Genomic DNA, 22918 nt, shown 5'->3' on the forward strand with positions numbered 1-22918 from the left:
TTCTTTTTTGCCTTTAGCATCACCACCACATTTACCTTCGCCGCACTTACCTTCACCAGCGTCTAGTTGATAACCGGCAGTCATGGTTTCAAAACTAAATGGATTAGCACTTGCGTCTGTCACGGTTAACCCCGCAGTACCTGCAACAACAGCACTTAAAGTTAGGGCAATAGAGTTCTTTTTAACGGTATTCATAATGTTTGCTCTCTCAGAAATAGTAGATTCAATTAGTAGACCCAAACGTCTACACATTTATTTCGCTAAACGTTTAAAAATTTTAGCTGTGATCACTAAGTTGTGGTTTACATCCAGTTATAGTCCATCTGTTGTCTTTTTGCTATTTGTGGATAACTAGGGGCTGTTGATGACTTGCAGCAAACAATTAGCTAAAATGTCGCACTTTTCGATGAGTCATCAGTGACTCATTTTATTTTTGTTGTATCTGAAGGTTAACACATGAAGCTTGTTCTGGCGCCGATGGAAGGTGTAGTTGATTTTAAAATGCGCGAATTACTCACAGATCTCGGCGGCTTTGATCTTTGTGTGACTGAGTTTATTCGCGTCGTTGATCTCACCTTTCCACGTAGAGTATTTACTAGATACTGTCCTGAACTATTAAATGGTGGTTATACCAGAGCCGGAACACCGGTAAGAGTACAGCTCCTAGGTCAAGTTCCCCATGCGCTTGCAGCAAATGCACGAAAGGCCGTAAAGCTTGGTTCACATGGTATTGACTTGAACTTTGGTTGTCCTGCAAAAACCGTGAATAAAAGCCGTGGCGGTGCGGTTTTACTGAAAGAGCCAGAGCAAATCTATCAAATCATTAAAACGGTTAGAGATGCGGTACCAGAAGAACATCAAGTAAGCGCTAAAATACGCCTTGGCTTTGATGACGATGCCAATAGCACTGAAATTGTCGATGCGGTCCAGCAAGGAGGCGCCTCGAGTTTGGCGATACATGCTCGTACCAAGCGAGATGGCTACAAACCGCCAGCGTACTGGGAAAAGATCCCACCTTTACTGTCAAGGTTAACCATTCCTGTCGTTGCTAACGGTGAAATTTGGCAAGTTGAAGATGCACTACTCTGCCAAACACGTAGCCAATGCCAAAATTTGATGCTTGGTCGCGGTGCGCTAGCCACCCCCGATTTGGCAGCAAAAATTAAAGCGCATGTTAACGGTACTCATTATACTCCGCTCACATGGGAAAATGTCGTCTACCATATTCTTCATTCGTCTATGCATCAAGATGAGAATATGAGTGAAAAGTACTTTTCGGCTAGAACAAAACAGTGGTTAAGTTATTTGAAACGTCAATATAGCGGCGCACATGTTCTTTTTGATGAAATCAAAACGCTCAAAAGCAAAGATGACGTCATGAAGGTGTTACAGAAATACGCAATGTCTCCAGACCTTGATTCAAATCATAACAGTAAAGTTTGACTGAAATGATAATGGGACGTCGGATAGGAGAGCGCCCATGAATGAAAACACACATAACTACGAGCAAAACTTGCAAGCCGAACTCGCTACACTTAGAAACGACTTTTTAGGAGAGCTAAAAGCTTCACCTAATGAGTTTACTCATAATCTTGCCAATACCTTAGAACTCAATCCGCCTAATAAATGGCTTGATATTGTAATGGAAAAAATAAATCCCGAGCAGTTCCCGCTCTATGATAGGTTGATGAAAGTCGAAGCGGCATTATGCCAAATGGAGATCGGTCAGTTTGGTTATTGCTGTGATTGCGAGCAGACAATAGAACTTGAGTTGCTAGAACAAGATCCAGCAACCCAACGCTGTCGCAGTTGTAAGACTAAGGCTTTAAAAAATGGGGATATGCAGCAAAAATAGTCGCCGGAAAATAGACTATATTCGAAATCAATTGTTGTGCTTGTTGTTCATTCAGCGCTAGTTTTGAGTTAAGCGCAACAAATGCTTGCTTTTGTGACCACCCTTGGTAATGAATTCCTAAGTCCACCGTCATCAAGGTTACAATTAGTGCTTTATGCTGCTCTATTGCCTTTGTACACTTTGCCACTGTCGAAGGCACGTTAATAAATCCATCACGCCAGTTGAGACCACTAATTCTTTGGCAGCTCGCTGGCAATAGCTCTAGTATATAGGGCTGTTGAGTATTCGCCGTGATCTTAAGCATATTTGAACTGCTATTTTTAGCATCAATTTTCGATAACCTTGCTAATATTTTATTAGGCGATTCTTGAATCGCCCCGTAAAAATTTAGCTTTGATTGATACCACTCTTTTCCATTCGGTAACTGATGCAGCCCTAGCATCGCTCTTGGTTTATAATCATTTAAATAAGTCAGCAGCATTGAACGCGAGGGCGCATCAATACTCGAATCTTCAAGCTGCTTTATTATCGCTTCTCGCTCAAACCGGTTTAAGCGAATATTACTTTCGTCAGCTTCTTTTAGCTTTGTTGTTACAAATGCAAGCCATTGTTCAAGTTCTTCGCTACTCACCCTACCCTCTACGTTCTTAAGCACTGTAATATTACTAGGCCAAGGTAAGTAACGCTCTGGATAGCGCTCTTGAATTCTTAAGTAGTCTAACTCTTTGTGCGCCATCACATCTGAGTCATCCAAGTCACTAGCCAATAACGCGTGTCTAAGCTGTAAGTAGCCCTCTGTAAATGGCAACACACTAATATTATCAGTAGATGAGTGGCTTAAACTGCTATTAAGAGAAATTAAAGAAGTTCTGAGCTCTTGATAATTTACGACTTGCTTTTGCTCACTACAAGCAGATAGGAATATAAACGCGACCAAAATAAGGCTGAACGATAAATGCTTTTTCATAATTTCACATTAAAACTTGAAATCAAAAAAGCCCCTTTCGGGGCTTTTTAATTAGAGGCTAACACCCCTACGTTGTGCTTTTTCTTTGATAAAGCTCGACCAGCTAATCGCAAATCTTCGAGTGCTAGGATCTTCCTTCGCCTTCAAAATTGCTGCATAAGCTTGTTTGAACTTATCTTGATAGTAGTAAGCTTCCGCAAGATCAGCATATGTACTGCCTTTCTTTTTGGTACCAAGCTCTAACGCTTTATTTAGTCTAACTACTGCCGCACTGTACTGCAGGTTTTGCAGTAAAAGGCCACCTGCTCTTCCATAAAGTTCTGCATCATCATCAAATTTAGCAGCTTCTTCATAGTATTTAGCAGCTTCACTGATGTGTTTAGCTTGGTGGTAATAACTTGCAAGCGCTGTCACGTTTTGCTTTGTACGTTCGATTTTGCCATCTTTCATAGCCTTTTCGAACGTTTGAGCTGCACGCCAAGGATCTTCTGTCAAAGAGTATAAGCTTCCAAGAATCTTATAGTCATTCTCTTTTTCAAAATAACCTTTACTATGCGCCACCTTCATTACAGTCATACCTTTACTGTAATCTTCGGTTTGCAAATAAAAGCCACCTAGTTGTGTCCAAGCTTTCGGGTCTTCAGGGAAAACACGCACTAGCTCTTCACCAACCTCTACAGCCTTTTTGAATTGCTTCAATTCAAAGTATGCTGCAACTTTCATCAGATAATATTGTTTATTTGGCTCTTCTACACCTGCGATAGCTTTATCAGCTGGAGCAATAACATTAGGGTATTGCTTTAGCTCATAATAAGCTTGCGCGATACGACCATACACTTTAGGGTCATTTTCACCCGTAAAGTCCATCCACGCTTCATAGGCTTTAATACCTTCAGCGTACTTTTCAGTACCTAGCAGAAGGTCACCAAGTAACTTCATTAGATCGCTTTGATCCTTAAAGTTAAGCGCATCAGGAGCAATAGCTAAACGCGTATACTTAATCGCTTCGCTGTAGTTTTCCTTTTGAGCATAAAGCTGACCTAGGTAACGGTTAACCGTTGCTTTATCGAAGTCATCAGAAGGGTCAAGCTCGCGAAGCATTGCAATCGCTTCATCGACTTTTTCTTCGTTATATAACTCGAACGCTTTGGCAACTTTTTTACCTACTCGCTCACCCATGATCTTAGTTTTTGCTGCTTTACGCTTCTCTATTTCTTCATAGTTAGGCGCAGCAGAAACTGACTCTGAGTAAATGCCACCAGTCAATGCAATAAGAAGAGCAAGAGCTGTAAATTTAGGTAAACTTTTCATGCCTGCCTCCTTAATTACCTTGGTTTAGTGTGAAATCAAGCTGAACTGTGATTCCAGGTTGCTTCTGTGGCTTACCATCAACAACTTTAGGGCGGTATTTCCACTTACGAAGTGCACGTCTTGCTTCACGGTCAAAGATACGCTTTGGTTCAGCATCGATAATTTCAACATCTTCGACTCCACCTACCTCATTGATTGTGAAAGATAAACGTACCCAACCTTCTTTGCCATCACGAGCGGCTTGAGGTGGATATTTTGGCTCAATTCGAACGATAGGTGTCGCATCACCGTCACGGCCAAACTCGCCAGGTCCAGATAAACCACCTGCAGTACCACCTAGGTCAATGCTAGGCATGTTAAAGCCGATGTTACCCGCAGAAGGATCAGCCGTATCTGGCTGAGGCGGCTGCGGTTTTGGCGGCTGCTTAGGTGGTGGCGGCGGCGGAGGCGGGACACGCTTCCGCTGCTGCACCTTTGATTCAGGTGGATTCGACATAATCTCGACTACGATTTGTTCCTTCTGTACATCTGCCCTATCCGCTCCTCCGGAGATAAGATATGACATGAAAAAGAACAAGCCGAGAGTTACTGCCCCACCTGCTAGAAGTGAAAACAGAAGTCGAATCATTACTGATCTCCAGCTATTGAAATCTTCAAGTTGTCGCCTGTCGCTTTAATTTGGTCCATAACTTTAACAACTACGCCGTGTTTCGCACCTTTGTCGGCTTGAATAATAATCACGTCAGTCGGTTGTTCAGCCATTAGACTTTCAAGGTTAGCACTTACACGCTCAACATCAACTTGACGCTTGTCCATCCAAATCTCACCGTTTTCACGGATTGCAATAAAGATGTTCGCATTTTTAGTCTTTTGTGCCTGTGCCGCTTTTGGCTTGTTAACCTCAATACCAGCTTCTTTAACAAAAGAAGTGGTTACGATGAAGAAGATAAGCATGATGAATACGATGTCTAGCATCGGTGTCATATCTACTGCTGCATCTTCCTCTTCACGAAAACGTTGTTTACGTGCCATAGTTCAATCTCTCTCTAGTGATGAGGCAAGCTATCAACTAGCTTCTCTTTAGCCATTTTTGCACGTGCTTCTAGACGCGTGCTAAAGAAAACACCTGATAGTGCCGCAACCATTCCAGCCATTGTTGGTACCGTAGCCATTGATATGCCTGAAGCCATTAATCGTGCGTTACCCGTACCTTGAGTAGCCATCGTTTCAAATACTGTGATCATACCTGTCACTGTACCTAAAAGACCGATTAATGGACACATCGCAACCAATGTTTTGATAATCAACATGCGCTCATCTAATTTTTCAGACGCTTCAGAAATCCAAGCATCGCGGATTCTGTGTGCGTACCAAGACGTAGTATCTTGGCGGGCGTCCCACTTAGCAACGATATCCTTGTGTAGCTTAGGAAACTCGCCTAGTAGGAACCAATAGCGCTCAATCATTAAAACCCACATTAGAAAGAGTGCTATCGCGACCACGTATAATACATCGCCGCCTGTAGCAACAAAATCCCTGATAGATTCCCATATCTCCATCAGGACTAACATTAGGCTTTCTCCTTCTCCGCGTGAGTAGCAACAATACCTGCGCTTTGCTCATCTAGGATGTGTAGAACCGCTTTGCTACGACCGTGTACAACAGCGTGAAGTAGAATTAGAGGTAGAGCTGCAATAAGACCTAGTGCTGTAGTTACTAGCGCTAGAGAGATGTTACCTGCCATGATTTTCGGATCACCAGTACCATAAAGTGTGATTGATTCGAATGTCATGATCATACCAACAACCGTACCTAGTAGACCTAGTAGTGGCGCAATAGCCGCTAGAATCTTGATGATGTTTACGCCCATCTCAATACGCGGAGTTTCACGTAGGATAGCTTCATCAAGCTTAAGCTCTAGGTTTTCAACGTCTTGATCTTTGTTATCATGATAAACTTTCAAGATACGACCAAGTGGGTTGTTTGTGTTAGGGTTACTCGCGTTTTTGATTTGCGCTTTGATTTTACCGCTAACAATAAATAGATCTAGCATACGAACGATTGCAATCAATGCACCTAAAATAAGTAGTGCTGTAATGATGTAACCAACCGTGTCACCTTGGTGCCAGCGCTCTTCCATCGTTGCACGCTGAGTATTCAGTTGTAATAGTGAACCACGAGTTGGGTCAATCGCAACCATAACAAACTTATCAGCAGGTGCAGCGATTAGACGCTCAACACCAGCTAGCTCACCACTTGGTTGTTTACCAAGAGGCACAATTTGCTTGTTCTCAGCATCATAAATAACGTAGCCGTCTTTAGTAAGTAGGTTGAAGTTACCAACACGCGTTACTTCTTTGACGTTTACATCACCATTTAGCTCAGCAACTTCAGCTTCAAACTTAGAAACTTTAGCTGATTCAGTCATTTCAGTTTGGAAAGCAATCCAAAGGTCTTCTAACTCACGAGTAGTTGGAAGCTCTTTTGCTTCAGCTAGCGAACGAAGCACTTCAGCACGTCCTGGTTTTTCAGCACTTACCAATGAGGCTTCGATAGAACCGATAGCGTCAGCAGCTGAACGACGTACAACACCGAACATTTCACCAAGTGTACCTTTGGCATTTTCTAGCTCAACTTCTTTTTCAGCAAGCGTTACTTCGTTCTGTTTAAATTGTTCATTTAAACGTTCACCACGTGCTTTCTCAGCAGCCAGCTCACGCTTCGCTTTGTTTAGTAGTGCTTGCTTGTCAGCACGATCGCTTAGAAATTCTTGCTCGCGCTGCTTGTTGATTTTGCCTTCAGAGATACGGTTTTGTTTAACCTGCTCTAGGATTTTGTCTAAGGCTTCAGTGTTTGCATGTGCATTTAGCGCGGCACCAGCAGAAACTGTTAACGCTGCAGCAACAGCAAAACCTTTAAATAGTTTCTTCATCATTAATTACTCCGCGCCAAAGATAGGTAGATCGATAAGTTCAGGAGCCGCTTGCTTACGTGCAATTCGGATCATGCTCTTAACTGGCTTAAGATATTCTTCGCCAAGTTGTTCCCACTGCTTAGTGTTGTTGTTCCACACCCAAGCGTGTTTTTGGTCGAACGACTGAGCAACGTATGCGATACGGCCAAGGCGAGCGAAGTCAACATTGATGTTTTTGCCATTTTGTTCAAGAGAACCTTGGCTCGCAACGATAGTTGTACTGTAGTCAGTTTCAATCGTGTAAGCTTCAAGCACTTGACGGAACTTCTCAGAAGTCGTTACAGATGAGTTAGTCATGATGCTGCGAAGTTTCTCAACGCGCTCCAGACGTGTTTCTTGATTAAACGGAACGTCCGCTTTGATGAATTGCTCAAGCGTATCGATCATGCGATACATCAAAGGCACAACGTCCTGTTTTGTCTTGTCAATAGTACCAATCTGACGCTCAAGAGACTCAATACCTGCATTTTGATCTGCTACAAGACGTGCAACGTGATCGTTATACACTTTAAGCAGTTCTGCTTCTTCAACCAGACCACGGTATTCCGCAATCATTTCTTGAGACTGACCGTAAAGGTTATCAATCTTTTCTTGAGACTTTTTAGCAGCCGTTTGAGTTTGTTGACCTACTTTTTGTATGTCATTCAAAGGATCTGCAATCACATTGCTGCTTGCAAAAGCTGTTGCGCCTAAAAGCGCCGTAGCTACAAGGCTCTTTCTGATTTTAACAGACATAGTTCCCAACCAATTAAGTAATGTTACTTTTATAATTTTCGCGCTCTCACCAACGTGAGAGCAACCCTGATATCATTTGACAGATATCAACTGTCCAATAATGCTAAATGCAACACGATGTGTCAACTTCACTGTGAAAACATTTTTTGTCAATAAATAAGTAATAATTATATACAAAACAAAAAATTAACATCAAAAACACAGCAAAAGATACACATCCTTTGTAAAACCAACCTTTTGCATACGCCGTTTACAATATTTTACATCAAATTTATTCCAATAAATTGAATAGATATTCCAAATAGAAATTATGAATAACCTATAAAAACAGCAGCATAAGCTAGATTTCTCATTGCACAGAACGCAAATTATTTCATCTTCTGCGAACTAACGCAAAATTTGTTTATCTGTCCCATATCGCTTGATCTATTTTTTCCTGCAGAATTTGAACGAATTCAGCGACGTGTAGACCATCCATTAAGGCGTGGTGGACTTCAATACAAAATGGCATCGTACCATCTGCTTTGTTGTATTTTCCGAACACAAACTTTGGTATGCCGAAGTCATCTCTACTGTGTCTCGCATGACCAAAACTGGAAAAAGATAACCATGGAAGTATAGATACATGAACACAATTTGGCACCTGACTTTCCATCAAGAATTGCTCACTGATAAGCGGTCCATTTAGTTGCTCGGTTGTGCTATGAGTATTAGCGCTAATAAAACGGTTGAAATCACTTTCAGGTGAAAGTCTTACAAATCTAAAGGTTTCATCCCCTCGCAGAAAAACACTGCTAATTTCTACAGCATCATATTCAACCACCTCTCCTGCCTCTATACGGTAACGAATAGGGGTATAGCTTTGCAATGCCAACTGTAATGCGTATAGACAACTAAGCGAAAATGGAACGGCATTACGTTTACTCATTTCGTAAACTCTTTCCATCTGTAAGCTGACGGTAACGGTGAAGTAAGGTTGGACAAAATCATTGAAGAACGAAAAGTGTTCTTGGCGAGGCCAAGTATCAAGAGATATTTTCTTTTTCATACAAAAAAAGGGGCATTTGCCCCTCTCTGGTAATTAAACGGCGCTGTTATTATAGACCGTTTTCAATAATCTCTTGTGCTAATTTGTCAGCAATTATATGTGTTGAAACTTTCTCATCATCAGAACGCTTAAAGATTTCAGTTAGCGTGTCGTAGATGCCTTCAACGTGTTTAGTCGCTGCAGCCTCATCATAGCCTTCAGGTTTTGTTTCATAGTAAACATTGATGATTCCACCAGCATTAATCACATAATCTGGTGCATATAAAATACCTTTTTCACGAATGATCTCACCATGGCGAGACTCTGCAAGCTGATTGTTTGCACACCCTGCAATAATCGTAGCTTTGATACGTGGAATAGTGTCGTCATTTATCGTAGCACCTAGTGCACACGGTGCATACACATCAACATCTAAATCATAGATTTCGTCAATGCCAACAGCAGTAGCATTGAAATCATTGACCACTCGTTGCACTGACTCTTCGTTGATATCAGTAACGAATAGCTCTGCACCCGCTTCATGGAGGTGCTTACACAAAGTGTAAGCAACTGCACCTAAGCCCTGCACGGCAACTTTGATACCAGCCAAATCTTGGTGACCATACTTGTGTTGGTAAGCAGCTTTAATTCCAAGGAATGTGCCTAACGCAGTAAATGGAGAAGGGTTACCGCTTTTACCTTCGAGGCCCATTACGTAGTTAGTTTCTTTATGCATTACCATTACATCACCTGTTGTGATGTTTACATCTTCTGCTGAGTAATAACTGCCACCTAGACGGTCTAGGTGTTTACCAAACGCTCTGAATAACGCTTCTGACTTGATTGTCTTAGCATCGCCAATAATGACAGATTTTCCGCCACCAAATGGTAAACGTGCAACCGCATTCTTATATGTCATCCCTTTGGACAGGCGCAGTACATCATATACCGCGTCCTCATCAGAGGCATAATTCCATAGGCGACAACCACCTACCGCAGGACCTAGTTTAGTGTTATGTACCGCGATAATCGCTTTAAGGCCTGATGCTTCGTCTGAACAGAATACGACTTGCTCATGGTTATCAAATTCAACTTGGTTAAATACAGCCACTTTCTTCTTCTCCAAAAATTATCTATCCCATACGGGTAAGCTCTTAAGTGTGACTTAGCGTTCAGTATCACACTAAAGGCAATAGCGCTGAAATTGGCAAGACTCTATCACTAACTCTAGCACCATTCCACAAATTGAGATGATATAAACCCAATTCAAAGCAAATACAAATAGTTAATTCAAAATAAAAACAAATAATAAAAAAACAAATCAAAAACAAATATTTTTAAGAAACTTTAATTCAACTTATCGAACTTTTCTGAAGTTACTGTTTACGTAAACGGAAGGTAAACAACCATTGTAAACATATCCATACAAAAAAGGAGGCTGCCAGCCTCCTCAATAATATTCCAGACCGTTAATTTAACAACGGATCCAAATGTAAAAATGGAAAGTAACTATTGTACTCCCCATAAATGTATAGCTGATTAAGTAAGTTTGCTATCTAACTCTTCAATTCGTGCTTTCCAAATTGCAGGGCCTTGCGTATGCGCATTCTCACCATTGCTATCAACGGCAACCGTCACCGGCATGTCTTCTACTTCAAATTCATAAATAGCTTCCATACCTAAGTCTTCAAACGCCACAACACGTGATTTCTTAATGGCCTTAGCCACCAAGTACGCTGCGCCACCTACAGCCATAAGGTACACGGCTTTATTTTGTTTGATTGACTCGACAGTTGCAGGACCGCGCTCGGCTTTACCGATCATACCGATAAGACCGGTTTTCTCTAACATCAAGTCAGTAAACTTATCCATACGTGTAGATGTGGTAGGACCTGCTGGCCCCACTACTTCATCGCCCACAGCATCCACCGGACCCACGTAATAGATAAACTTATTAGTGAAATCGACACCATCTGGCAAACCCTGACCAGAATTCATCATTTCTTGTAAACGCTTATGCGCGGCATCTCGACCAGTTAATATTTTGCCTGAAAGCAGCACAGTTTCACCCATTTTCCATTCTTGGATATCTGCTTTGGTCAAAGTATCTAGATTGACACGACGCGTATCTTCACCCACTTCCCAAGTCACTTCTGGCCAATCTTCAAGCTTTGGCGCTTTTAGGTCTGCAGGGCCAGAACCATCTAATGTGAAATGTACGTGACGTGTAGCGGCACAGTTAGGGATCATCACCACAGGCTTAGACGCTGCGTGTGTTGGTGCCGTTTTGATTTTTACATCAACAACGGTTGTTAAACCACCAAGACCTTGTGCCCCAATACCAAGCTTGTTTGCACGTTCAAAAATTTCTAGACGCAGTTTTTCTTCTGCGGTTTCGGCACCACGTTCCATCAACTCATGGATATCAACCGGATCCATTAAAGACTCTTTTGCCAATACAGCCGCTTTTTCTGCTGTACCACCGATGCCTATACCTAACATGCCTGGAGGACACCAACCAGCGCCCATTGTAGGTAATGTTTTTTCCACCCATTCGGCAACATCATCTGATGGGTTTAGCATCACCATTTTAGTTTTGTTTTCAGAGCCGCCACCCTTCGCTGCAATCATCACTTCAACTTCAGCACCAGGTACTAAGTCAATGTGTACTACCGAAGGCGTATTGTCTTTGGTGTTTTTACGGCTACCCGCCGGATCGGCAACGATTGATGCACGTAGTGGGTTATCTGGGTTCATATAGGCACGACGAGTTCCCTCATCCACCATTTGTTGTACCGTCAAGTCAGTTTTATCCCACTTAACGTCCATACCGACTTTAACGAAGCAGGTTACTATACCCGTATCTTGACACAGCGGACGCTTACCTTCTGCTGACATGCGTGAGTTAATTAAGATCTGTGCAATTGCATCTTTCGCAGCCTTACTTTCTTCTTTTTCGTAGGCTTTTTCTAATGCTTGGACAAAATCAAGTGGGTGGTAAAATGAGATATATTGAAGCGCATCTTCAATGCTATCAATAAAGTCTTGCTGACGGATTGTACTCATGACGGTTCCTCAATTTTCGACGGTATTTTTTTGGTATTGAAACTTTTGCTGGCAATTGTTGTTATTCAGCATCAGAAAGTCAATTTCAATACCTTAAACTATGGAATAGCAGGTAACTATGATAACCTCCCCGCCCGTTTGGGGCTAGCTTTGCAGGTCAAGTAAATGATAAACGAGCGAATAAACTGTACGAAATTAGACATTAGGCACAATGCACTAGAATTATTTGAACACTTTGCAAACGAATCTCAGGCTATCCTGTTAGACTCAAGCGATTCTGATCACATCAACAGCCGCTACGATATCATTGCGATTGCACCAATTAATTTACTTGAAGCTAAAGACGGAAATGTATTTTTAGACGGCAAGCTGCAGAGTGGATCTATTTTCACTGTGATGAAAGATAAGCTTGCCCAGTTCAGTAATTGCAGTGCTCCCCATAATTTACCTTTTAATGGCGGTTGGCTTGGTTATTTTGGCTATGATCTCGGCCGTTATATTGAACACATACCACACTGTGCAGAACATGATATTAATCTACCCGATGCTTGTGTTGGCTTGTATCCAGACGCGTTAATTTATGACAAAGTCGTCAAAGCTTGGTTTTATGTGTCGCAACCCAATACCCAAAGGCTAGCAATGTATTTGCCGCGGCTTGAAGACACCTCAGCGTTTGAGCCATTTAGACTGACATCACAGTGGCAGTCAAACATGAGTAGAATACAATACGAGCAAAATTTTGAGCGCATTCAATCTTATTTGCTAAGTGGCGACTGCTATCAAATAAACCTAGCACAACGATTCACTGCTGACTTTGAAGGAACTCCGTGGCTCGCGTATAAAAAGCTTCGAAACCACAACCAAGCGCCTTTCTCAGCATTTTTTAACTTGGGCGATAGTGCCATTGTTTCCGTGTCGCCGGAACGCTTTATTCAAGTTAAAGACAACATTGTAGAAACTAAGCCGATTAAGGGCACCCTGCCTAGGTTATCAAACATTGACGCCGATAAAGCGCAAGCTGAGAAGCTCAAAAACAGCAGCAAAGACCGAGCCGAGAATGTCATGATAGTAGACCTACTACGTAATGACTTGGGTAAGGTAGCGAAACCAGGTTCCGTCGCGGTTCCATCACTCTTTGCAATCGAGAGCTTTCCTGCGGTTCACCATCTAGTAAGCACCGTAACGTCTAAACTGGCAGAGGGTAAATGTGCTGTTGATCAACTCGAAGCCGCCTTCCCCGGTGGCTCCATAACAGGTGCACCTAAGATCCGCGCCATGGAGATCATCGAAGAGCTAGAGCCGCACAGACGCAGCGTTTATTGCGGCTCAATCGGTTACCTCAGCGCCTGTGGTAACATGGATACCTCTATCACTATCAGAACCCTAGTTTGTCATCAGAATAAGATACATTGCTGGGCAGGTGGTGGTATAGTCAAAGACTCTCAAGTACAGTTAGAGTTTGAAGAGACTTACCACAAAGTGAATAAAATCCTCCCGGTATTAAATGAAGATTGATCAGGTTATATCGCAATTTATGTTGGCGCCCATCATGGCGCAAACACCAACTACACTGCATACTCTAAAGCAAAGCGCGGTGCTTATTCCTATTGTTGATGTAAATGCTCGTGCCCACCTGTTGTTTTGCAAACGCAGCAGCAAATTACCGAGCCACCCGAGTCAAATTTGTTTTCCTGGGGGCAAAGTCGAACAACAAGATAGTAATATCATCAACACAGCACTTCGCGAAACCGAAGAAGAGATAGGCCTGGCAATCTCTGAGTCTCAAGTCCTGGGCATATTACCGTTTATGCAAACGCTCACAGGATACCAAATCACTCCCGTTGTTGCTTCTGTACAACAAGATGCAACTTGGGTGAATCACAGCGACGAAGTGCAACACACATTTACAGTGCCATTAAACCAATTAAGCGCAGCCAAGAATTGGCGAACTTTCCATTTTACCAATAACGGCAAACCAGTTTCACTCGACGGGTTTATGACACCGCACGGTTTACTGTGGGGTGCAACGGCAAAAATCGTAAAACAATTTACCGCCCTATTTTAGCCCTTAACTGGTAAGACCTTTTTTAAAACCCTCCTCTATCTTGCAGATTTAAGACCTTTCTATCATGCTTGCTGCAAAAGTAGCATATACTTTTGCCGATTATGGGTTACTTCCCTAAGTAGACACGTTATGATGGCGTCCGTTTTAAAGGCAATGTGAGTAAAATTTATGATCAGTGCATTCGATATGTTTAGTATCGGTATTGGCCCTTCTTCCTCTCATACGGTGGGACCAATGCGTGCTTCTAGGTTATTCGTAAAAGACCTTCAGGCACAAGGCATCGTTGATGATATCACTTCGGTGAAAGTGGAACTGTTCGGCTCTTTAGGCCAAACAGGTATTGGTCACGGTTCTGGTAAGGCTGTTATTCTGGGACTTGCGGGTTACGATCCTGAAACCATAGATGCAGATCTAGTACCAGAGATCTTAGAAACCATAGAAAATGAACAGGTTATCTATCTCGACAAGCAACATAAAGTAAAATTTCCTAAGCAAGGCGCGATTGTTTTTCACCGTCGCAAAACGCTGCCTAAGCACTCCAATGCAATGGAAATTAAAGCGTACAAAGGCGAAGAGCTTGCTCATAGCCAAATTTACTATTCGATTGGTGGTGGCTTTATCGTTACCGATCAGAATTTTGAAGCTGAAAAGCAAGCTGCGCTAGATATCAGAACAGAAAACCCAGCACCTTACCCATTCAATTCAGCCGCCGAGCTACTGGCAATGTGTAAAGAGTCTGGGCTTAGTGTGTCTTCGTTAATGATGGCCAACGAGAAAACGCTACGTAAAGAATCTGAAATCAAAGAAACGCTCTTTCACATCTGGCAGGTAATGAAAGCTTGTATTGAACGTGGTATGAAAACTGAAGGTATTTTACCAGGCGGTTTAAAGGTTCGTCGTCGTGCACCTAGCCTGTATTTAAAACTCAGTGTAGAAACGCACCAAGATCCGCTACGCGCAATGGATTGGGTGGATTTGTTTGCACTTGCAGTCAATGAAGAAAATGCAGCAGGCGGTCGCGTAGTGACGGCACCAACCAATGGTGCAGCCGGTATTCTTCCAGCAGTATTAATGTACTATCACACTTTTATCAAAGAAGTGGATATAGAGATTGCCACACGTTATCTACTTACCGCAGCGGCTATTGGGATCTTATATAAGAAGAATGCTTCTATTTCTGGTGCCGAAGTTGGATGCCAAGGTGAAGTAGGTGTTGCGTGCTCAATGGCTGCTGGCGCTCTAACCGAAATAATGGGTGGTAACGTCGTACACGTTGAAAACGCCGCCGAGATTGGCATGGAGCATAATCTGGGTCTAACCTGCGACCCTGTCGGTGGGCTTGTGCAAGTTCCGTGTATTGAGCGTAATGCAATGGGTTCTATTAAAGCCATCAATGCATCTCGTCTTGCGTTACGCGGTACGGGCGATCAAAAAGTGTCACTAGATAAAGTGATTAAAACGATGCTTGATACCGGTAATGATATGAAAACCAAGTATAAAGAAACCGCACGCGGTGGATTGGCAGTAAATATTATTGAATGCTAACTGACAATTGTCAGTTCACTTTATAGATGACTTAATGGCATCATGATGGCAAATCGTGATGCCGTTTTTTATGGTGTATACAGATTCAATTACTGATTTTAGTTTACTCTTAATGAACATGAATCATTAACTTTAGACCAGAGTAAAAGGTAAAATAGCGCATTGTGATCAAAAAATTTTTAGCTATTGCCTATTACAACAGTAGAGTTTTAATGGTGACACCGCTGCACTTATTATCTGAATTCGGGCCTTGCTAACGCAAAAGTATCTATTGTCATTTAGTAAAGGCAAGATGTAGTAACCATGGAATGATTTCGCAAGATCAACGAGCATTATTAAAAACTCTGGCTATTTACATCCATACATTAATGGATGGATAAAATACGACTAAGCTAGATATCAGCATCTATTATCAACAAAAAAGGAGTAAACTGATTATGTCCGGTACTACGATGGTTTTTTTAATTGTGCTTATTAGCGTTGGTGGAGGCATACTTAGCGAAATGTATAAACGCCGTCTAGAATACAAGAAATTAGATTCGCAAAGCCAAAAAGAACGGGACCAATTGCACGCAGAGCTTGACGCTTTGAAATCAAGAGTTGCCATTCTTGAGCAGATTGTTACCGACGAAGGTTATCAAGTTAAAAAGGATATCAACAGCTTATAATAGCTTCTCGCCAATGATTACAGACAAACAGGCTAAATACTCCTCTAACCTGTTTGTTTTTTCAGCTTTGTTAGCTATCATTTACATTCGTTTTCAATACCATTAACCACTTGAAATTATTAATAAAAAATAATTTTTATTCACATCGCTATTACAAACAAATAAATTATAAAATTGCTAACATAAATTTACTTGAGTACATTTGTCGCCGTAAAGAGTACAAAGGTAAATAACATGAATAACAATAAATTTAAATACACGGCGCTATCGACAGCGATAGTTTTAGCCCTATCAGCCTGTGGTGGCAGTGATAAAGATAATGCTAGCACTGCGGAACAAGTTGACCGTTCACCTCAAGCAGGTGTGACTCAGCTAGAGAATGTGAAACACTGGCAGAACATTTCAGGTACAATTCAGGCTTCAGATCCAGATGGTGATAACCTTTCAATCGCAATATTTGATGGCGAAACTGAGATAACACCGGTAGACAATGTTTATACATTGCCACACGGTGTTTTAACACTAAAGAGCATCTCTACGTTTGATTACTTGCCGCTCACAGGCGAAGCAGCAACAATTAAATATACCATTACAGCCAAAGGTAAATCTGCAAATGGTAGCATTGAGATCCCTGCATCAATTACAGATCCGCTTGCATACCAACAGTGGCATTTAAGAAACACTGAACAATCAGCATTCTCACAAAGCGAAGCACTCGTAGAACAAATGGCCAAACGTAGACTGGGTAGTTCTGCATCAGAAGATGAGCTCAAAGCCGAAGAGCAAAGACTTAGAGATTCATTCGTAGGTAGCAAAATAGCAGGTAACGACCTAAATGTCGCAGAAGCACATGCGTTAGGGATCACAGGTAAAGGCATCATTTCCGTAGTTGTTGACCACGGCACAAATATCGGCCATGAAGATTTGAGCGATAATGTACTTCCAGGTCGTTCAATTAACCTTCTTCCGAATGCAAGCGATCCTACCGATCCGACTATGACTGGATATTGGACTGAGCAAGAAGACAAAGACGGTAATATCTCAGAAGTATACGAAAACAATGATATTGAAGCGCACGGTACAGCTGTTTCAGGGTTAATCGCAGCTAAGGGGTGGAATGGACTCGGCGGGCGAGGTGTGGCTCCGGATTCAAGCCTTATTAGTATTAACTACTTAGATTATCAACGCGGTGGCCTAATCGATTTAGCCATTATTCACGGCATGGATGGTAGCGGTATCCGAAAGGATGAAAATGTCTTATTTAACAGAAGCTATGGCTACAGCCCTGCCCATTTTTTACCAGAAAACGAAGTTAGAGAATCACTCTTCGCCTATGCACCTTCGACTCTAAGAGACGGTAAAGGAGCCTTAAGTATCGTCGCTGCTGGGAACGAGTTTGTTAATGGTTCACATAATGGTGACTACTGTAAAAGAACGAATGTCGCCAGTATCGGATTAGGCTGTATTGATGTAAACGTTTCTCAAGCCAGCCGCTCGCCGCATAGCTTAACAGTTGCAGCTGTTGCCGCAAATGGTAAGAAGTCGAGTTACTCTTCTGCTGGTAGTGCTCTATTTATTTCAGCGCCAGGTGGTGAATACGGGGCATTTGCTCCTGCGATGGTCACAACAGACGAGATGACATGCTTGGAAGGCTACTCAAGCTTTGCTGGAATAGAAGAGCTGTACCAATATGGCTCGCAAGCATTTGTTGAGGGCTTTGCCAACTTTAATTATCCTGGCCATCCACAGAATGCAAACTGCAATTATACAAATACGATGAATGGTACTTCTTCAGCCGCTCCCAACACCTCTGGTGTGATTGCTTTGATACTCGAGGCCAATCCAGATCTGAGCGCAAGAGACATTCGTCATATTTTAGCTACGACTGCGGTCAAAAATGATCCAGAAAATAGCCAAGTTAAATTAGCAACACCAACCGGCGAATTCATTGCACATTTAGGTTGGGTGAAAAATGCTGCAGGTTACCATTTTAATAACTACTACGGATTTGGCCTTGCGAATGCAGGCAAAGCAGTCAAAATGGCGATGAACTACAAGACTGACTTAGGAGCACAAATTTCCTCTGAGTGGATCGATGCTGGTAGTCAAATATTGGAAACCAAAATCGATGCTAATGGGTTTCCTGAGCTTGTCGTGCCAACAACCCCAAGTTTGGACCTTACGATTCCAGATAATGACGCACAAGGTATTACGCATAATATCGTATTAGATGATGAAATGACGGTAGAGTCGATGCAGTTCCGCTTTACGATTTCAAACCCAGAAATGGCACTATATAGTAATTCAAGTATTCCTGGTGATACCGCAAGCTCTGCTGGTACTGATCTAGCACTTGAAGTAACCTCTCCATCGGGTACCAAGGCAATTGTACTTGCGTCTAAACATGCCCACTTAATGCCCGCAATCCTAGATGGTTACTATCGTTCAGGCTATGTGCAGCTACCTTCAGTACACTTTTTAAGCAATGCATTTTACGGTGAGCAGGCAAAGGGGACTTGGACTGTAAGAGCTGTGGACACTGACAAGCCGGACCAAGTGAACTATTTAAATAAGGCTAATAAAGCGAGTATTGTATTTGCAAACTCAGAACCTTCGACTCTTGAGGGTTGGGGTTTAAGAGTTATCGGGCGTAAGTAAGAGGTAATTAAAATGAATGTAAAAACACTATTTTTGGCTTCTGTCTCAGTAATTTCAATGAACACACTAGCAAACGTCATGACCTCTGAGCTTAAGCCATTAGAACTAAAAGCCGTTGATGTAGCAACATTGAAAAAAGTAAAAGATACCGCTGAAACCGCGGTTTTAACTAAAGAAGCAAGACTAAAGGCTCTACCAGCTGCGATTGCAGCACCCGAAAAGACAATTAAAGTGCATCATGATATTGCCTATGTAAAGTCAACCCCGATACACAAGGCCGGTTATTATAAAGGAGATGTACTTACCGACAAGCAAGGAAACAAGCAGATAGTTTCTGGCAATCTGGAAATTAAGCATAATGGTGACCTACAAAGCATTGCAAACAAGTTCGATCTCATTATTTTACGAGACTTCGAAAATAAGATTGCGCTAGTAAAGCCAAGAGCAAATAATACTGAACTGAATAAGCTTGCATTGGAACTAAGCAAGTCAGAACAAATTGCAATTGCTGAGGTTGAGTTACTTGGCAGCTTAGAGCGAGCGTTCTAAGCAAGACTGTTGCTACACTAAAAGAAGGCAAGCTCTGTAATAATTCAGAGCTGGCCTCGTTGTTTTTGACTGCCACTAAATAAACGTAGTGCTAGTATGGTTTGTTGATAGTCACATTAAAACACTTTATTTATCGTCATGTTTAAACTAATGTCCTGTATTCTTGTGTAGAAAGCGCGAGATAAACTCCCTACTTTAGTCAGTACGAGCTTTCCTGTTAGACAGCCACTCGGTAATGAGACTTCCTTACCAACAATATAAGGCCTAGCAGAATAACTGACTTGCTGATACCGCACGCCAAATGCCCTATCTTCAGAAACAAGCACCCCTTCACAGTACAATTTAAAATCCATTGCAAAGTTAGAAGAGTACCAGGCACTGTTAACCGCACCACTGAGATTAAAGTCAAGTATATTGCTTGCCCCGATTGTTAAGGTTTTGAAAGGAAATTCATAACCAGTTTCAGCATACTGCACCTCACCACCTACGACGCCATACTGGGCTTTAATGGTCACAAAGTCTTGCTTGGATAGGTTTATTGTTTCACCCATGATAACAGTAGGTAAAGCAAGTACTTGATTACTTCCCAGTATGATCGCTGCGACAGAGGCTAATCTAAGAAGTGACTTCATACACTCCCCCAAGCGCCTTCAAATATTTTGACTCGGAGTTTGATATCGGTATAGATGGTGTAAAACTGCCGACTCAAATTACCAACCTTATCAATCCGTATTTTCATCTCTTTGCACTGCCCACCAGTATTGTGCACTTCACTTACTCTGGGCATAGCACTATATGAAATCTGGTTGTAACGCACACCGAAAGCCGTGTCAGTGCCGATATGCTGCGCTGCTGAATTACTTAAGCCCGTACTACAGCTAACTGACATAGTTGCAGCCATATTACCAGCAAACCAACGCGTTTTAATTTCGCCATCCAATTCAAACAGTAGGTTGCGCCCTTCGTCGCCCTCAACATTAACCAAAGCTTCATAGGCGACAACAGCCCTAGCACCAGCATAAGGCTTAGTTACCGGCGTAAAGTCGGCAAAGTCTAACTGATACATGACTCCACCAACATGAACAGTATTTGCAAATGCCGTCGAGCTAAGCAATAAGCAAACCCCTGGCAGCAATTCCTTCAACATGTGATCATTCCTTAGTTTGAACTTGAATCGGTAATACTAAATTTACCCGATATAGCGTCAAAACTAACGCCAGCTAGTAAATTGACTTGTAACGTTAAATCAGTGCATTGTGACAGCGCATCACGATAGACTGAGTGTTCAAAGTCAATTGCTGCAGCGTCTGATGCAGTTTCTTCGTTAGTAAATTCACTATCATGACGGAATATTGTAAAGAGCGCCTTGCTATCGCAGTTAAGTACAAATTTAGCTTCAAAACTTGCTGTGGTTTGTCTCACTTCACGCAGCTCACCACTACAGTTCCCATTTTGCAAATAAGTACATGCTGAAACTGACTCATGCTTTATAGACTTTACTCCCTCTACACCCATTGCAATTGAGAGATGTCGATTTGTTCCAAACTGTGCAGTATCAATTATTAACTCGTAACCTTGCGCTGTTTTTTGCATATCTTGTAGAGTAAAAGCGGTGGTATTGGCTAGCGCGTTAGCTGAAGTGCCCAAAGTGAGAATTGTGAATATCGCGCTCGATCTTGCATTCATCATTTTACGCTCCTGATACTGTCAATCTTGAAATCAACTTGGATATTTTCAACTTGGGTATAAAACTGGCGACTAAGAGATCCGCGCTTTGCGATATGGATCTTAAGCTGTTTACAGTCCGTCACTCCATGGCGTAACTCGGTAATATTCACAATACCTGGTACCGAGTACTGGAGTTCTCTGATCCCTTGCGCTAAGTCATAACCTACCGGCACACCGCTGCATGAAACATTAACATCAGCAGCAAAATTACCAGCAAACCAAGTTGTTTCTATTGAGGCTGAACCCGTAAACAACAAGCTCTGATGTGCCTGCTTATTAGCCACATCGATCAGTGCCTCATAGGCGGTGATCACATCACGTCCAGCCCAAGTTGAAGTGATAGGCGTAAACTCTGAAAGCGCTATTTTTGTTATTCCACCGTCAACAATGATGCTTGGTGCAGGCGTTGGTATTGGTGTGACAGTCTGTGCATGAACCATAGCTGACAAAGGTAATGCAAGTAGCCATACTGGCCACTTTATTGTTTTTTTCATAATCAATCCTTTAATTCAAGTTTTCAGAAACTAGTATAGTGAAGTCAAACGCTTCTATTTCGCGGTTTATGGGGACAACGTTGATGGGCAATCTGCAATACCAGGCTTTACATTCAGCAGCAACAGAAATTAGCATCTGTTTACAGCTGCCTCCAGTTACCTGCTGGGTGTGAACCTGCATAGCTTGCACGCCTTTTGCCGATGCTCCAAAACTCCCGCATGATATAGATATATCCGCATTCCTGCTGAAACTTCCGGAAATATCAAAATTAAGCAGTTGTCCAAAATCACCATCTATGTTTAAACGTGTTTCATATCGAGTTATATACCTGAGCACTTTAGGCGCTCCAATAATGCTTCTAAATATCGGCGCAAAATCTTGTTTATCGAGGGTAAATCGCTGACCACCAACATAGGTATATGGCACTATCCGATTAGTCAGCTCTTCCGCTAATGCTAAAAATTCCTGCTGCGTATAAAGTGGAGCTTTATTAACTTCATACTCCGTACTACTAAGGTAGTGATTAGAGTAACTATCGACCTCAAAAGAGTGCTCCTCATCAGCGATAACAGACGAGGAGAACATGGTAAACAGTGATGCAAATAGAATACTATTTTTCATTCACCTACCCTATTAGAACTGCAGTGGTGTATAGACCGCAACGGTTAAATCTACTGAAACATTTCTTGGTATATAGCTCGACGAGCGAACTTTTATGTGCATGTTTGAACATGTACCATAGGTATTAAGTCTGCGAGAAACTAGTAGCTTAGTGCCACTGTCTCGAAGTGTAAATGTATGTTCGCCAAGCCCACAAGTCACTGAAAGATCTAGCGCTCGACCCACTCTACCTGTCACTTCAAAGATCAGATCTTGTCCGTAATCACCAGCAACAGGTAGGTTCATTTCAAATCCTCTGAACACTTGAACATACTGAGGCTCGGTCATAAAGCATCGGTCGAAAATCATTTCTGTTTCATACAGTGGCTGCATATCATCCGCTGTTATTGGGTATCTCGCACCACCAACATGAACAGGCTCGACTGATTGAGCAGTAAACCTTTCCGGCTCAACCCCCTCTGCAGATGAGCGAATATAAGGCCCCGAACAAATACGAGGGTTGCGAGGATCACAACACTCTGGCGGAAGTCGTTGAAGGTTATCAAGTTGATAAGGAGTTAATTCAGCGGCTGAGGTCTGCTCTGTAGTATTAGCGGTGGCACCAACTGACATCACAAGCCCTAATGAAGCAAGTAAGTAATTAATTTTATTCAT

At 42.2% G+C, this 22918-nt stretch carries 24 protein-coding genes and 1 pseudogene; 8 read left to right on the forward strand and 17 right to left on the reverse strand.

Going from position 1 to position 22918, the window contains the following annotated elements; genetic code table 11:
* Positions 1-195 (reverse strand): annotated as a pseudogene (locus CWC03_RS15355) (hypothetical protein); the annotation flags it as partial.
* 261 nt (positions 196-456) lie between these two features.
* On the opposite strand from CWC03_RS15355, the gene CWC03_RS15360 reads away from it, so the two are divergent.
* Both CWC03_RS15360 and CWC03_RS15365 read left to right on the forward strand, forming a co-directional pair.
* The gene (locus CWC03_RS15360; protein ID WP_138582634.1) at positions 457-1443 is read left to right on the forward strand and encodes a tRNA-dihydrouridine synthase; all 987 of its coding nucleotides are present in this window, start codon (positions 457-459) and stop codon (positions 1441-1443) included.
* Positions 1444-1480: 37 nt separating this feature from the next.
* A complete protein-coding gene (locus CWC03_RS15365) occupies positions 1481-1855 on the forward strand; it encodes a TraR/DksA family transcriptional regulator (RefSeq protein ID WP_138582635.1) in 375 nt (124 codons plus the stop codon).
* Here the strand turns inward: CWC03_RS15365 and CWC03_RS15370 are convergent.
* The 10 genes from CWC03_RS15370 to CWC03_RS15415 form a co-directional block, all read right to left on the reverse strand.
* A complete protein-coding gene (locus CWC03_RS15370) occupies positions 1818-2822 on the reverse strand; it encodes a hypothetical protein (RefSeq protein WP_249314050.1) in 1005 nt (334 codons plus the stop codon). The genes CWC03_RS15365 and CWC03_RS15370 overlap by 38 nt on opposite strands.
* Before the next feature lie 51 nt (positions 2823-2873).
* A complete protein-coding gene (locus CWC03_RS15375; protein ID WP_138582636.1) occupies positions 2874-4133 on the reverse strand; it encodes a tetratricopeptide repeat protein in 1260 nt (419 codons plus the stop codon).
* A 10-nt stretch (positions 4134-4143) separates the two neighbouring features.
* Complete coding sequence (locus CWC03_RS15380; RefSeq protein ID WP_138582637.1) at positions 4144-4761, reverse strand: energy transducer TonB; 618 nt, start codon at positions 4759-4761, stop codon at positions 4144-4146.
* Positions 4761-5165, reverse strand: coding sequence for an ExbD/TolR family protein (locus CWC03_RS15385; RefSeq protein WP_010606404.1), 405 nt, complete (start codon positions 5163-5165; stop codon positions 4761-4763). Before CWC03_RS15385 ends, CWC03_RS15380 begins: the two co-directional genes overlap by 1 nt.
* A gap of 14 nt (positions 5166-5179) precedes the next feature.
* Positions 5180-5704, reverse strand: a complete 525-nt coding sequence (locus tag CWC03_RS15390; protein ID WP_017218012.1) for a MotA/TolQ/ExbB proton channel family protein — start codon at positions 5702-5704, stop codon at positions 5180-5182.
* Complete coding sequence (locus tag CWC03_RS15395) at positions 5704-7065, reverse strand: MotA/TolQ/ExbB proton channel family protein (protein ID WP_138582660.1); 1362 nt, start codon at positions 7063-7065, stop codon at positions 5704-5706. Before CWC03_RS15395 ends, CWC03_RS15390 begins: the two co-directional genes overlap by 1 nt.
* 6 nt (positions 7066-7071) lie before the next feature.
* Positions 7072-7842, reverse strand: a complete 771-nt coding sequence (locus CWC03_RS15400) for a DUF3450 domain-containing protein (RefSeq protein WP_138582638.1) — start codon at positions 7840-7842, stop codon at positions 7072-7074.
* 403 nt (positions 7843-8245) lie between these two features.
* On the reverse strand, positions 8246-8890 hold the full coding sequence (locus tag CWC03_RS15405; RefSeq protein ID WP_138582639.1) for a CatA-like O-acetyltransferase: 645 nt from the start codon (positions 8888-8890) through the stop codon (positions 8246-8248).
* 49 nt (positions 8891-8939) lie between these two features.
* Complete coding sequence (locus CWC03_RS15410; protein WP_138582640.1) at positions 8940-9980, reverse strand: Leu/Phe/Val dehydrogenase; 1041 nt, start codon at positions 9978-9980, stop codon at positions 8940-8942.
* A 428-nt stretch (positions 9981-10408) separates the two neighbouring features.
* Positions 10409-11935 (reverse strand): fumarate hydratase, encoded by a 1527-nt coding sequence (locus tag CWC03_RS15415; protein WP_138582641.1) that lies wholly within the window; start codon positions 11933-11935, stop codon positions 10409-10411.
* Positions 11936-12100: 165 nt separating this feature from the next.
* Between CWC03_RS15415 and pabB the strand changes: the two genes are divergently transcribed.
* From pabB to CWC03_RS15445, 6 genes are all read left to right on the forward strand, one after another.
* On the forward strand, positions 12101-13450 hold the full coding sequence (pabB, locus tag CWC03_RS15420; RefSeq protein WP_138582642.1) for an aminodeoxychorismate synthase component I: 1350 nt from the start codon (positions 12101-12103) through the stop codon (positions 13448-13450).
* On the forward strand, positions 13440-14000 hold the full coding sequence (locus CWC03_RS15425) for a CoA pyrophosphatase (protein WP_138582643.1): 561 nt from the start codon (positions 13440-13442) through the stop codon (positions 13998-14000). Before pabB ends, CWC03_RS15425 begins: the two co-directional genes overlap by 11 nt.
* Positions 14001-14168: 168 nt before the next feature.
* On the forward strand, positions 14169-15545 hold the full coding sequence (locus tag CWC03_RS15430) for an L-serine ammonia-lyase (protein ID WP_138582644.1): 1377 nt from the start codon (positions 14169-14171) through the stop codon (positions 15543-15545).
* 437 nt (positions 15546-15982) lie between these two features.
* A complete protein-coding gene (locus CWC03_RS15435) occupies positions 15983-16213 on the forward strand; it encodes a hypothetical protein (RefSeq protein ID WP_138582645.1) in 231 nt (76 codons plus the stop codon).
* Positions 16214-16447: 234 nt separating this feature from the next.
* Positions 16448-18871 carry a S8 family serine peptidase gene (locus CWC03_RS15440; RefSeq protein ID WP_138582646.1) on the forward strand — a complete coding sequence of 808 codons (2424 nt, stop codon included), beginning with the start codon at positions 16448-16450 and terminating at the stop codon, positions 18869-18871.
* Between the two features lie 12 nt (positions 18872-18883).
* Complete coding sequence (locus tag CWC03_RS15445) at positions 18884-19420, forward strand: serine protease external chaperone (RefSeq protein WP_138582647.1); 537 nt, start codon at positions 18884-18886, stop codon at positions 19418-19420.
* Between the two features lie 116 nt (positions 19421-19536).
* Here the strand turns inward: CWC03_RS15445 and CWC03_RS15450 are convergent, their stop codons facing one another.
* The 6 genes from CWC03_RS15450 to CWC03_RS15475 are packed head-to-tail and all read right to left on the reverse strand — an operon-like array spanning position 19537 to position 22918.
* Positions 19537-20052 (reverse strand): hypothetical protein, encoded by a 516-nt coding sequence (locus CWC03_RS15450; protein ID WP_138582648.1) that lies wholly within the window; start codon positions 20050-20052, stop codon positions 19537-19539.
* Complete coding sequence (locus tag CWC03_RS15455) at positions 20049-20567, reverse strand: hypothetical protein (RefSeq protein WP_138582649.1); 519 nt, start codon at positions 20565-20567, stop codon at positions 20049-20051. The genes CWC03_RS15450 and CWC03_RS15455 overlap by 4 nt, the downstream gene beginning before the upstream one ends.
* 11 nt (positions 20568-20578) lie before the next feature.
* The gene (locus CWC03_RS15460) at positions 20579-21109 is read right to left on the reverse strand and encodes a hypothetical protein (RefSeq protein WP_138582650.1); all 531 of its coding nucleotides are present in this window, start codon (positions 21107-21109) and stop codon (positions 20579-20581) included.
* A complete protein-coding gene (locus CWC03_RS15465; RefSeq protein ID WP_138582651.1) occupies positions 21106-21642 on the reverse strand; it encodes a hypothetical protein in 537 nt (178 codons plus the stop codon). Before CWC03_RS15465 ends, CWC03_RS15460 begins: the two co-directional genes overlap by 4 nt.
* A gap of 10 nt (positions 21643-21652) precedes the next feature.
* Positions 21653-22264 (reverse strand): hypothetical protein, encoded by a 612-nt coding sequence (locus CWC03_RS15470; RefSeq protein WP_138582652.1) that lies wholly within the window; start codon positions 22262-22264, stop codon positions 21653-21655.
* Positions 22265-22276: 12 nt separating this feature from the next.
* A complete protein-coding gene (locus CWC03_RS15475) occupies positions 22277-22918 on the reverse strand; it encodes a hypothetical protein (RefSeq protein ID WP_138582653.1) in 642 nt (213 codons plus the stop codon).

Origin of the sequence: Pseudoalteromonas sp. S2755, assembly GCF_005886535.1 — a bacterium.
Classification (GTDB): Bacteria; Pseudomonadota; Gammaproteobacteria; order Enterobacterales; family Alteromonadaceae; genus Pseudoalteromonas.